This window comes from Deinococcus psychrotolerans, assembly GCF_003860465.1.
Taxonomy (GTDB): domain Bacteria; phylum Deinococcota; class Deinococci; order Deinococcales; family Deinococcaceae; genus Deinococcus; species Deinococcus psychrotolerans.
The window spans coordinates 783,423-795,942 of sequence record NZ_CP034183.1; the positions used below are offsets into that span (position 1 = coordinate 783,423).

Here is a 12,520-nt window from a genome sequence, read left to right on the forward strand (position 1 = left end):
TCAGGGCAGTGGTATGGAGCAGGCTCAAAAACCCCCCGCCCACAGGGGGAGAGGGGTGCTGTAAAGCGCCAAATTTGATCTTGCTCCGAGCCGTTCGTCAAAGGCTTATTTGCCCGCGTCTTTCGTCGCGTCTACGCCCATCGCTTTGGCAATCGCAAAAAAGATGTCGGTTTGATCCATCATGCCCACAAAGTTCTGAGCGCCCGGCCCGAAGGAAAACAGCGGCACGGGGTCGGCTGAGTGAACGCCCTGGTTGGTGTTGCGCGGCAGGTTGCCGGTGCGGAAGTACGCGCCTTCTTCTTTGCAGATGTCGGGGTTGGGCGCGTAGCCGCCGCTGCCGTCGCTGATGGTGGGGTCTTTGTAAATGGGGCGGGCCGTGAAGGTTTCGCAGTAGTCCGGCACGCCTGCAAAGCCCACTGCCAGGCCACGTGTCGGCGTCACCATCGGAATGCCGTTCACGTCTTTTTTGTCGCTGTAGGTCGGGAATTTGCCGTCTTGGTAGACCAGCACGGCGTCGCGGTTGCCCGGGCCTTTGGTGTGGTCATAGCCCGCGTACGTGCTGATCGAGTGGGCGTGATCCGCCGTGACCAGCACCAACGTGTCGGGGTGGGTCTTTTGGTAGTCCTTGGCCCACGCCACCGCTTTGTCCATTTCCAGCACGTCCCAAACGCCGCGCTGCCAATCGAGCGGGTGCTCGAACTTGTCGATCATGCCGCCTTCCACCATCAAGAAGAAGCCGTTGGGGTTTTTGTCCAGGGTTTCCACGGCTTTTTGGGTCATGTCCCACAAGTACGGCTGGTCTTTGAAATCGCCCAAAACGCTGGGGTCTTTAAACTGCACCCGGTCGAGGTAGCTGTTGAAATTGCTGAGGTTAAACAGCCCGAACAGCTTGGTGGTGTTGGCCTTCATCAGTTCGGCGCGGCTGCTGACAAAGGTAAAACCCATTTTTTGCGAGTCGTCGATCCAGTTGGTGGCGTCTTTGCGGCGGCTGCCCGGCACAGTCTGGGAAATGAAATCGTTGCTGCCGCCGAACAGCAGCACATCGGGCTTGGCGCTGCCCTTAAAGTACTGGTCGGCCACCGCCGAATAATCGCCGCGCAACCGGGTGTGGGCGGCGAAGGCGGCGGGCGTGGCGTCGGTGCCAAAGGCGGTGCTGACCAGACCGATGCCCATATTTTTGCTGCGCTTCAAAATTTCGGCGATGGTTTCGATGCGCGGGTTGTCCAACGAGTCTTTGGTGTTGTCGGGGTAGACGCTCAGGGCGTTGACCAAGACTTTTTGGCCAGTGGCGATGGACGAAGCGGTGTTGGCGCTGTCGGTCAAAAACGAGTCGTAGCTGGAGTTGGTGACCGTCGCCAGTCCGCTCAGGCCAGTTTCCATTTCCAAGCGGCCCAGCGGCATGCCGTTGTCGGGGTTGTAGCCGTGCGCCACGAGTTCGGCGGCGCGGACGGTGTTCCAACCCATGCCGTCACCGATAAACAAAATCACTTTTTTGGCCTGCGCGACGGTGGCGGGCGCTTCGGCAATCATGGTCGCCTGTCCGGTTGCGGCTCCGGTCACGGTCACGGTGTGGCTTCCGGCAAGCAGCGACACGCCGCGCAGGGTGTATTCCACCGTATCGGCGGCGCTGTTGGTTTTGATGAGGCCCGCGACGGGCTTGCCGTCCAGCATCACGCTGGCTTCCGCACCCGCCGCGACGCCGCTGACTTCTACCCGCAAATCAAACTTCTGGCCGGCCAGAACGTGAGCGCCGCTATACGGGTAAATCTTGACCTCGGCGGCGGCAGCGCTGGATAAGGCGAGGAGCGTACCGAGGAGCAGAGAAGCTTTAACCAAAGATGGGGTTTTCATACGCCTTTCATTGAATCGGCTAAGTGTCAGGTGGGTTTAAGGCTTTGGTCAGCCTTGTGTCAGCTTTTGAGCAGGCAAGTCTAGAGGCGTCCGTTCAAAATAAACTGAACCAGTAGCGCGGCTGATCCGACTTCAGGCACAGTAAGAGTATGTTCGCCGCCCTGTTGACCTTGCTGACTTTACCCGCGCTGGCGGTGGGAAGCGCCGCGCCGCCACTGACGCTGAGTGATTCACAGGGCCGTGTCAGCCGCTTCAAACCCGCCGCCAAGGGCGTGACCTTGCTCAATTTCTGGGCGACGTGGTGCCCGCCGTGCCGCGAAGAATTACCGCGTCTGGACGCTGCCCAGCGTTCCGGCAAGCTGAACGTGGTGGCGGTGAATGTGGGCGAGTCACCGGCAGGCGTGCTGAGTTTCTGGAAGGAAAATCAACTGGGAGGCTTGCCCCTGACGTTTGCCCGCACCGCAGATTTGCGCGGCTGGCCGCTGCCCGGACTGCCCACCAGCGTACTGCTGGGCGCGGACGGCAAAGTGCGGGCGCTCAAATTTGGGCCGCTGACGGCAGCGGAATTGGAGAAGTGGGGAAAGTAGGAATTCGGGCTATGGGAATTTGAAGCGCCGACAAGGGCCGCGTCAGCCGCATCCCATCTTATTCACCTTCCTACAACATCGGCAGGGCCGACAACTCAGAAAACGCGTCGGGGGCAGGCAAGCCAGCGCCAAAGCTCGGCGGCACGAAGAAGCTGCCCTCGGTGCTGCCGCCGCCGACCAGCGCCAGGCGGCTGTCCAGTTCGGCGGAGCTGAGCTTGCCCGCGAAGAAGGCGCGGTGGGCGGCCACCACCTCGCGCACGTCCTCGGCGCTCTCGTGGACGAACTCCAAGCGGAAGTCGCGCAGGCCACCCTCCAGCCAGGTGGGGAGGTGGGCAGCCCCCGTCTGGGCGCGGCCCTCGAAGACGGTGTTGCGGCATCCCACGTCGGCCATCACCGGATGCAGGCGGCCCCGCTCGTCGCGCAGGGCCAGCTGATGGCTCTCACACGGGTGGCCGCAGTTGGTGTAATCGGTGCCGTCGCTCAGGAAACGGCAAAATACGCAGTGCTCAGTGTGAAAGACCGGCAGGTGGCCGTAAGCGATCACTTCGAGCTTGTCCGGCCCGATCAGCGCGGCGAGGTCACTGATTTGCTGGGCGTTGAGGTCGTGGGTGGGCGTGATGCGGTTCAGGCCCAGCGCCAGCAGAGCGCGGCTGCTCAGCGCGTTGGCGGCGTTGAGGCTAAAGTCGCCGACCAAATCGGGGCGGTTCGGCACATTTTGGAGGCCTTCCAGCAGCCCGCCGGAGCGCACCAGCAGTTCAGCGTTCAGCGACAGCAAGAACTTTTGCAGCTTTTGTTCGGTGGGCTTGAGAATGCGCGGACTGGCCACCCGCACCGTGATGCCCGCGTTCTGAACTTGCTCCACGCTGGGCCGCAGGCCGTAGAGTTCGAGGTAATCCAGCGTGATGCTCTCGGGATACGCGGCGATGGCGGCTCCCAACTGCTCGGGTGTGCGAACCAGCAGGTGCAGACGCGGAGCCGTCTGGGGAGCGGGGGCCAGATCGGCTGAACCGCTGCTGGCCTCCAATAATGGCTGGGCGCGGCGCTCTGGAACCTGCCCCCTCAGCGCGGTGAGCTGGGTGGTGGCGTCGCGGCGCAGAGCGTTCAGGGCACTGACGGGCAAAAATCCCGCGCCCACCAGCTCTATGTCCAAGTCGGCCAAGTGGTACGGCGTGCCGCCCAGCTTGCCGAGTTGCTCGCGCAGAGTTTGTTCGTCGAGGGCGCGGTTACGGGCCTCGGAGAGCGGGGCCTCGCCGGTGGCTGTCACCATGCGGCCCACTTCGTCGGTCAGGGTCAGGCGCGGGGCCTCGCCCACCTTGCCCACAAACTGCATCGTCACGGGCCGGGTGTACAGCGGGTCGGCGCTGTCGAGCAGCGGGCGCACGCGGGCGTCGAGGGCGGGATCATGGGTGCGCCAGACCCAGTCGCCGGAGCGCACCCGATCAGGATTGACAGCTCCTTTGGCAAAGCGCAGCTCAATTTCTTGCCCAGACTTGAGCGCTTCGAGTGGCTGGTTGTTTTGCCCTGCGCCGTAACCCCAGCCGCCATACAAAAATCCGCCTTCCTCACGGCCTTCCGGCGCTCGCCAGTTGGCCGCGTCGAACACCAGGCCGTCTCCAGCCTTGAGGTCTTCGCTGAGCTTGACGACCACGCCGCGCCCAGTCAGGGCCGTGACCGTACCGACCCGCACCCCCCGGTGGCGCGGCGCACGGCCCCGCACGACGGTCTGGTGGTTGGTTCCGGCCATAAAGTGCGGCCCCAGGCCCCGCGAGTAGACCTGCGCCAGATCGCGCTCGTCTTGCGGCGTGATGCTGAGTGGCAGCTTGGCCCAGGCCTCGTCCACGGCCTTGCGGTAGGCGGCGGTGGTCAGCGCCACAAATTCGGCGTCCTTGTAACGGCCTTCAATTTTGAGGCAATGCACCCCGATACTGATGAGTTCGGGAACCTGATGCAGCGCGTAGAGGTCGCCGGGCGACAATAGATAGCGGGCGTCGCCGAGATCACGCTGGAGGCCGTCCACGAAGAGGTCGTAAGGCAAGCGGCAGGCCTGAGCACACTGGCCCCGGTTGGCGCTGCGCCCGCCCCAGGCCTCGCTGGAAAAGCACTGGCCCGAATAACTGACACACAGCGCTCCGTGAACAAAGGTTTCGAGCTCGACGTCGGTGGCGGCGCGGATGCGGGCAATGTCGGGCAGGCTCAGTTCGCGGCCCAGCACCACCCGGCTGGCCCCGAAGCGGTGGGCGAGCTGTGCGCCCTCAGCGGAAGTAATGCTCATCTGGGTAGAGCCGTGGATCGGCAAGTCCGGCACCACCTCGGCGGCCAACCGCGCTACGCCGATGTCCTGCACAATGATGGCGTCTACTCCGCAAGCAGACAGGTGCAGGAGCTGCTGCTCGGCTTCGCGCAGCTCGCGGTCAAACACCAGCACGTTGAAGGTCACGTACCCTTTGATGCCGCGCTCGTGCAGGTAACGCATGATCTCGGGCAATTCCTCGTTGCTGAAGCCCACCTTGGCCCGCGCGTGAAAGGCCTCCACTCCAAAAAACACCGCGTCGGCCCCGGCATTGGCGGCGGCGCGGAGCTGCGGCCAACCGCCCACCGGACTCATCACCTCGGGTTTGAAGCGCGGTTTGAGGCTGAGCTGTTCGGGGGCCGACTGGGCAGAGGTAGAGCGGGCATCACTGGACATAACGGATCAGTGTAGCGAAATGGTGAAGGCCGCAGGGTGAGCGAGTGGACGAAGAGATGAGCGGGCGGTGGGCGAGTCCAGCAGGTTACCGTCACTCTGGCGTCAGGTCGGAGCGCTACACTGAGAAGTATGAAAAAGCCTGCTGCGGCTCTTTTAACGCTCCTAGCACTCTCTGCGGCCCAAGCGCTGACCCTTCAAGGCAGCGTCGTCGGGGGCGCGGGCCTGCCACCGTCGGCGCGGCTGGGCCTGTGGAGCGTGCAGCCTTCGGGCGCAGCCGGCAGCGAGTTGTCCAGCACGGCGATTACCGGCGGCAGCTTCATCTTGACTTGGCCCGACGAGCCGCCGCCCAGCCGCGCTCAGTTTCCGCTGCGCCCCGAAGCCATCGGCTGGCCCGGCGTGATTGGAGACGTGCAGCTCAGCGCTGCCGTGCAAAGCGCCGCCACCAACTTGTTTGTCTATAACGACGCCAACGGCAATGGCAAGCGCGACGACAACGAAGCGCTCCTCGACGCTTTTCCTGAAGCGCAGCGCGAACCGCTCATCACGGTGTGGGTCAGCAGTGCAGTGACCATCAAAGCGGGACGCGGGTTTAGCGCCACCTTAAAAAGCGGCTGGAACACCTTTCTGGTGGACTTGGGCCGCAGCGCCGCCGTCAGCAGCTACAACGGACAGCCCATCAGCGTGCGGGTACAACGCTAAGAAGAAAGTCCGTGAGAGGGCAATAGAGGCAGCATAAGAAGCTGATTGTGGCTGTGATTCGCGCTCCCACTGCGCTCGGCCGGGGGCTTTTGTGACGCCCAGCCTTGCCCCTGAGCCCCCGATGCGTTAAGAATGCACTTTATGCGAGAAGCTGTCCTTGAAGTCCTGCGCTCAGTCAACGATCCCGAACTACACCGCGACCTGGTCTCGCTGGGGATGATTGAACGTATTGATGTGGCCGGCAGCGACATCACCGTTAAAGTCAACTTGACCACTCCGGCTTGCCCCCTCAAAGCCACCATCGAGCGCGACGTGCGGGAAGCCGTGATGTCGGTTACGGGCGTCGAATCGGTCACGGTCGAGTTTGGCGCACAAGTCAGAATGCCCAGCACCCCGCCGATGCCCGGCGTCAAAAACGTGCTGCTGATCGGCAGCGGCAAGGGCGGCGTGGGCAAGTCGTCAGTGGCGGTCAACATCGCCTGCGCATTGGCCCAGTCCGGCGCGAGCGTGGGTCTCATGGACGCCGACGTGTACGGCCCCTCAGTGGCGCACATGTTGGGCAAAAGCAGCGCCAAGCTCACCGGCAACGCCGAGCGCAAGATGATGCCGCTCGAAGCGCACGGCATCCGCTTTATCAGCATGGCCAACCTCTCCCCCGCCGGTCAGGCGCTGGTCTGGCGCGGGCCGATGCTGCATTCGGCCATTCAGCAGTTTCTCAAAGACGCGGCGTGGGGCGAGCTCGATTACCTGATCGTAGATCTGCCGCCCGGCACCGGCGACGTGCAGCTCTCGCTGACCCAGAGCGTGCAGGTCACCGGTGCGGTGATCGTGACCACGCCGCAGGACGTGGCCCTGATTGACGCCGCCCGCGCCATCGATATGTTCCGCAAAGCCAACGTGCCGATTTTGGGCATCATCGAGAATATGAGTTACTTCGAAGCTCCCGACACCGGACATATCTACGACTTATTCGGGCGCGGCGGAGCCAGCAAGCTCGGCAATTATCCGGTTCTGGGCGAAGTGCCGCTCGACACCGATGTCAGGCAAGACGCCGACAACGGCACGCCCGCCGTGATCTCGCATCCGCAGGCGGCGGCCTCCATTGCCCTGCGGCAAATCGCCCAGAACCTTGCCGGACGGGTCAGTGTGCAGACCCTTACCGAGTTGCCGATGGCACAACTGGCGTAAGGGCCGTGACTGCCGTTGCCGTCATTCCTGCCGCTCATTTGCCGGAGCGCACCCCAGAGCGCACCAAAGACAAGCTGCTGGAAGCGGTCAAGGAATGCGACTGCGCCACTGCCCAGACCCTTGCCGACAAACTTAACTTGAGCGTCCCGGCGATCCGGCGGCATTTGCAAGACCTGCAAGACGCCGGACACCTGGATGTCCGCAGCGAGAAACCCGGTGGTCGGGGCCGTCCGCAGCACGTGTATGTGCTGACGGAAGCGGGCGAGGCGACCTTTCCCAAAGCCTACGCTTCGCTGTGCGTGGACGTGCTCAGGCATGTGGATAGCCTGTTTGGCGAGGGCGCGGTGATGCGGGTATTGGACGCCCGGCAACTGGATTTGTATGAGACGCTCGCTCCGCTGCTGAGCCGGCACGGCGACCTCGGCAGCAAGCTGGAAGCACTGGCAGAGGCGCTGTGCCAGCACGGTTACGCCGCCCGCGCTTATCAGGAAGGTGGACAGTGGTACCTTTCGCAGCGCAACTGCCCCGCGCCCGCCGTCGCCAAAGCTTTTCCCGAACTGTGCCAGACCGAGCTGAACCTTTACCGCGAACTGCTGGGCGTGCCGATCAGCCGTGAAGCGCGGCTCTCCTGCGGCGCGGCGGAGTGCCGCTACAAGGTCGGCTGAGCAGGCGTGGGCCTTTACAGTGTGGTGGCGTGGCCTACCGCCGAGCTCGCCGAGTGGCTCAGCGCTTTGCAGCGGCGACTGGGCGTGCGCAGTTACGGCGAGGCACACCTGAATTTACGCGCTCCCTTCGAGTACGCCGGCGATCCTAAAGACCTCATTTGCGATGTGCGCCGCAGCTTGGCGGGCGTGCCGCCGTTTCAGGTGGAATTTTTGCACTGGCGGCGTTTTCCGCACGTCATCTTTTTGGAATATGCTCTCAGCGTGCCGCTGCACGGCCTCCACCAGCGCCTCATTCAGGTGCCGGGCGCTCCGCCGAGCAGCTATGACGGTGAGCGCTTCATTCCGCATGTCTCGCTGGCCATCGGGGTGGTGGACTGGGCCGAGGAGAGCATCTGGAACACGCTTAAAGACCTTCGCCCGCCGCAGAGCAGCTTTGAAGTGCAGGCCGCTTCACTGACCAAGGAAGCGGGCGGGGAGCTGCGCGAGGTGCGAACTTTTCCGCTGGGCTACAACGCAGCGAGTCAGCGTGAGCAAGAGCAGTAAGGTCAGATAACAATCAAGTTCCGGCGGCGCGGGCTTGAGGTGAAGGAGCGCGGCTGCCTGTAGTGAGGGCCGGTAGCCATCAAGGATTCGATTAGCCCGTAGACCGCTTCCCCGGCCAGTCCATCAGGGCCACCAGCAGCGCGTGAGGCCCAGTCAGCGCAGCGATGAGGGCCAGATACAGAGCGGCAAACGTCTCCGCGTCGTGGATTCGCGGGGCGGCCCACAAGTACAGCCCCAGCAGCAGCAGCAGCGCCAGCAACGTGATCGGCAGCAAGTGCAAGGCGAGGCGGCTCAGCTCGCGGTGAGAGGTGGTGTGTCCTGCGGCCACTGTGTCCTCTTTCGGAAGAACACCGAGAGTCAGCTCCATTCTGGAATCTGTGTTTTTTCCTGCTCCCGCTATCTCGGACAGAGCGGGCGGGCCAGCAGGCAAGGCCAGCAGTCGCCCCAGATGCCGCCAAGCGTGCCAGAGGCAAAAGTAACTGCCTATGGCCAGTGGCGGCGGCACAGTTGCGAACAGCGCCAGCAGCAACCCCACCTCGCCGAGTTCGAGCAGCCGCTTGGGACTGCTGCGCCAAGTATCCAGGCCGGCCGCCAGCAGGAGCGCGGCGAACAGCACCCACAACGCGGCTGTCCAGCTTGCGGGCAGCAGCGGCCCAGCGGCCAGCGGCGTACCAAAAGCCCTGGCCGCACCGTTCTCGAGCCGTTGGAACCATTCAGGAAAGATCAGCAGCGGAAGCACCACCGTCAGACTGCCGCGCAGCAGCAGCGTCAGCGGAGCGCTTAAAACGTTGGTTCGGCGGCGGCCCAGCGACGTTTCCAGAAAATGCAAATCGCCTTGGCCCCAGTGCAGCACCGTCACCACCAAAAAGCCCCAGAACGCCCACATCGGCCAGACTTTCCAGCACAGCAGCAGCGCTCCCGCCAGCCCAGCGTAAAGCAAATTGTACCCCAGCACCGGCCAGAACCGCTGTGCCCAGCGCCATCCCAAACGGGTCGGCACCAGATGATCCAGCGCACCGTGGGGTAAGCCCAGCAGCACCACGCTCAGGAGCAGCGGCGCGTAGATGAATCTGCTCAGCAGGCCCGGCACGAATTGCCAGCCCACGATCAGCAGGCCGGTGGCCAGCCAGGGCAGCAGGAGCAGCGCCGAAGCAAAGCGGCCTTCGCGCTCGCCGGTGAGCGCCGGTACATTCAGGGGTTGTGCTTGTCTGAGCATCGAGTGACCTCGTCTGAACCGAAGAGTAGACCTGAAAACACGGCCGGCCGCTCACAGATGGCCCGCCTCCGACTCGCTTTTACCTCTGGTCAACTGGACTTGTAGGGTATAGGCAATTCCATGAAATTCGTTGGAGCATTTATGACAGTGCGGCGGGGCGGGTTGAAAAGAACCAAGTTTTCAGTGATTGATAGCAATTATCGCCAAACTTCCACTGCTCAGCGCACGGAGGCCTGCAAGTCATTGGCGGGGCGGCCCACCCTATCCTCAAGGTGCAGGGAACACGCCCCGCTCTGCCCAACCGCGCTGAGGGGTCTTGATGGGCCAACGAAGACACGGTCAGGCCTTATCACGGAGATAAAGTCTTATACAGGCTACCTACAGTGACAGTCTGTTCACGACAAGGGGCCGCTTTGCTCAAGACGGCCCCCACTTTGTCTAGCATGACTGTTCTTTTAACAATTGCTCTAAAACGCCGCCACCTGACCGTCGGCGCGGCTTTCGCTGCCGCCCATCAGCACGCCCTCCGGAGTACGCCAGATGATCTGGCCGCGCCCGAAGCTGGCCTTCTCGGTTTGTACCCGCACGGTGTGGCCCATCCGAATCAATTCGCGGATCACCGGCTGGCCCATTTCGTATTCCACTTCAATTTCTTTGCCGGCCAGCCACTGCCAGCGCGGGGCGTCGATGGCCGCCTGCGGATTGAGGCCGCTGCGAACAGTATTGAGAACGACTTGCACGTGGCCCTGCGGCTGCATAAACCCGCCCATCACCCCGAACGGCCCCACCGCTTGGCCCTGCCGGGTCAGGAAGCCGGGAATGATGGTGTGGTAAGGGCGCTTGCCGGGCGCGAGGCGGTTGGCGTGTCCTTCTTCCACATTGAAGTTGTGACCCCGGTTGTGAAGCGCCACGCCGGTGCCGGGCACCACCACGCCGCTGCCAAAGCCCATGTAGTTGCTCTGAATAAAGCTGACCATGTTGCCCTCACCATCTGCCGTCGCCAGATAGACCGTGCCGCCGCTGCTGGGAGGTCGGGTTTGGGGGTCGTGGGCGGTGTCGGTGATGGACTGACGCAGCATTTGGCGGTGGGCCTCGGAGAGCAAAAACTCCACCGGCACCTCACTGTGGCGTTGATCGGCCACCAATTTGTGGGCGTCGGCAAAAGCCAGTTTGATGGCTTCTATTTGGGCGTGAAGGGCGCGGGGATCGTCCCGCTGCGGGGGCAAATCCATGCCGTCGAGCAGCCGCAGGGCGATCAAAGCGGCGATGCCTTGCCCGCTCGGCGGAATTTCCCAGACTTCGTGGTCTTGGTAAGCGGCGCTGATCGGCGTGACCCACTCGGAAGCGTGCTGGGCGAGGTCGTCGGCGCTCAGAAAACCGCCCGCTTGCCGGCTGGCATCATCTATGGCGCGGGCGGTGTGGCCGTCGTAGAAGTCGGCTCCGTGACTCTCGGCAATCCGCTCGAGGGTGCGGGCGTGGTCTTCGGAAGCCCACACCGCTCCAGCAACAGGCGTGAAACCCTGCGGCATGAACACCTTGAACCACTCGGCAAATTCCGGGCCTTTCAGCAAACCGTACGACTGCGCCGCCCGCGCCCAGTGGCGGGCCACTTCGGGGCTGAGCGGATAGCCACGGCGAGCATACTGAATGGCGGGCTCAAGCAAGCGGGCAAACGGCAGCTTGCCGAACTCGGCGTGCAGGTCGGCCCAGCCGCGCACCCCGCCCGGCACGGTGACGGGCGTCCAGCCGTGACGGGGAATTGGATTGCCGCCGAGGGTGTCCATATTCCAGCGGGCCGGAGCCGCGCCGCTGGCGTTCAGGCCGTGAAGCTCGCCGCCGCGCCAAGCCAAAGCGAAAACGTCGCCGCCGAGGCCGTTGCTGGTCGGCTCCAGTACGGTCAGAGCGGCGGCGGTGGCGATAGCGGCGTCAGCGGCGCTTCCGCCCTCCCGCAGCACAAACAAACCCGCTTGTGCGGCGAGGGGCTGCGAAGTGGCGACCATGCCGCCGCGTGCCAAAACAGGTTGACGAGTTGAAGGATAGGGATTATTGGGGTTCATGCCTCAGTCTAGGGAGTTGGAACTGAGCAAATTAAAAATGATTAAGGTTTGCTGCGTGTACAAATGCTGCCCACGACGGCATTCCAGGCTGCGCTCAGCATAATCACTTGAAAGCGTCCGGATAACTCGTTTATTTGGATGTTGGGAAGCAGACAAGCGCAGCGTTTTTGATTGATCTGCCTTTGCAGTACTCACCAAAATGACAAGCAGAAAGTTTTGGCAGGAGAGGAACCAAAATGCACTCTCCTCCTAAATCCTCTCTCTTCCACTCCCGTTGGTTCTTGGGCAAAGCGGCACTCTTATGGGGCCTGCCCGCTCGGTCAAAAAAGAGCTTCCTTTTTTGACAAATGCTCTATTCGACAGCCACAGCCTCAAAGAGGGTGTTCACTCTTCGAGCAAACGCGGCTCCAACAACCTCGCAATCGGCCCAAACGTGCGGCGGTGAACAGAGCTGACACCCAACTCGGCCAGCGCCCGCCGGTGCTGCGAGGTGCCGTAGCCCTTGTGCGCCGCGAAGCCGTAGCCCGGATACTCGGCGTCCAGCTCCAGCATCCGCGCGTCGCGCTCCGTTTTGGCGAGCAGCGAGGCCGCCGCCACCGAATAGCTCAGCGCGTCGGCGCGGGCCGGGGCCGAGTACGGCAAGTCGGTGGGAAGCTTGAGGTAATCGGTAACGAGCGCCTGCGGCCTAGGATCAAGGCGGGCAATGGCCCGCATGGCGGCGGCGTGGGTGGCTCCCAGCACGTTGAGTCGGTCAATTTCTTCGGGCGCGGCGTGTTCGACGGCGTAGGCCAGCGCCACGCGGCGCACCTCGGCGGCCAGTTCCTCGCGCTCGGCGGGGCGAAGCTGCTTGCTGTCGCGGAACGGCAAATCGCCCAGGTTATTCGGCAAAATCACCGCCGCCACCGTCAACGGGCCGGCCCACGCGCCGCGTCCAGCTTCATCTACACCAGCCACCCGGAAAAAGCCGCGCCGCCAGTGGGCACGCTCATAGCTCCAATCGGGAGTGACGGGCGGGTAAGCAGGCACCG

Annotated in this window: 10 protein-coding genes; 5 read left to right on the forward strand and 5 right to left on the reverse strand. The window is 63.3% G+C overall.

Features of this window, described 5'->3' with window-relative positions; all coding sequences use genetic code 11:
- Positions 1–105 precede the first annotated feature (105 nt).
- Positions 106–1,851, reverse strand: a complete 1,746-nt coding sequence (locus EHF33_RS03810) for an alkaline phosphatase (protein WP_124868042.1) — start codon at positions 1,849–1,851, stop codon at positions 106–108.
- Positions 1,852–2,000: 149 nt separating this feature from the next.
- On the opposite strand from EHF33_RS03810, the gene EHF33_RS03815 reads away from it, so the two are divergent.
- Positions 2,001–2,438, forward strand: a complete 438-nt coding sequence (locus tag EHF33_RS03815; protein ID WP_124868044.1) for a TlpA family protein disulfide reductase — start codon at positions 2,001–2,003, stop codon at positions 2,436–2,438.
- A 70-nt stretch (positions 2,439–2,508) separates the two neighbouring features.
- On the opposite strand, the gene EHF33_RS03820 is transcribed toward EHF33_RS03815, so the two are convergent.
- Positions 2,509–5,124: a U32 family peptidase gene (locus EHF33_RS03820; RefSeq protein ID WP_420889951.1), complete on the reverse strand. Its 2,616-nt coding sequence runs from the start codon at positions 5,122–5,124 to the stop codon at positions 2,509–2,511.
- 129 nt (positions 5,125–5,253) lie between these two features.
- Between EHF33_RS03820 and EHF33_RS03825 the strand changes: the two genes are divergently transcribed.
- From EHF33_RS03825 to EHF33_RS03840, 4 genes are all read left to right on the forward strand, one after another.
- Positions 5,254–5,823, forward strand: coding sequence for a hypothetical protein (locus tag EHF33_RS03825; RefSeq protein ID WP_124868046.1), 570 nt, complete (start codon positions 5,254–5,256; stop codon positions 5,821–5,823).
- 141 nt (positions 5,824–5,964) lie between these two features.
- On the forward strand, positions 5,965–7,011 hold the full coding sequence (locus EHF33_RS03830; protein ID WP_124868048.1) for an Mrp/NBP35 family ATP-binding protein: 1,047 nt from the start codon (positions 5,965–5,967) through the stop codon (positions 7,009–7,011).
- 5 nt (positions 7,012–7,016) lie between these two features.
- Entirely contained in the window at positions 7,017–7,676 is a 660-nt protein-coding gene (locus EHF33_RS03835; RefSeq protein ID WP_124868050.1) for a helix-turn-helix transcriptional regulator, read from the forward strand.
- Positions 7,677–7,682: 6 nt separating this feature from the next.
- Entirely contained in the window at positions 7,683–8,219 is a 537-nt protein-coding gene (locus EHF33_RS03840) for a 2'-5' RNA ligase family protein (protein WP_124868052.1), read from the forward strand.
- A 91-nt stretch (positions 8,220–8,310) separates the two neighbouring features.
- Here EHF33_RS03840 and EHF33_RS03845 read toward each other — a convergent pair whose 3' ends face one another.
- The 3 genes from EHF33_RS03845 to EHF33_RS03855 form a co-directional block, all read right to left on the reverse strand.
- A complete protein-coding gene (locus EHF33_RS03845) occupies positions 8,311–9,435 on the reverse strand; it encodes a Brp/Blh family beta-carotene 15,15'-dioxygenase (protein ID WP_124868054.1) in 1,125 nt (374 codons plus the stop codon).
- Between the two features lie 467 nt (positions 9,436–9,902).
- Entirely contained in the window at positions 9,903–11,492 is a 1,590-nt protein-coding gene (locus EHF33_RS03850) for a gamma-glutamyltransferase family protein (RefSeq protein WP_241191240.1), read from the reverse strand.
- Positions 11,493–11,876: 384 nt separating this feature from the next.
- Positions 11,877–12,518 carry a ribonuclease HII gene (locus tag EHF33_RS03855; protein WP_124868056.1) on the reverse strand — a complete coding sequence of 214 codons (642 nt, stop codon included), beginning with the start codon at positions 12,516–12,518 and terminating at the stop codon, positions 11,877–11,879.
- Positions 12,519–12,520: the final 2 nt, after the last annotated feature.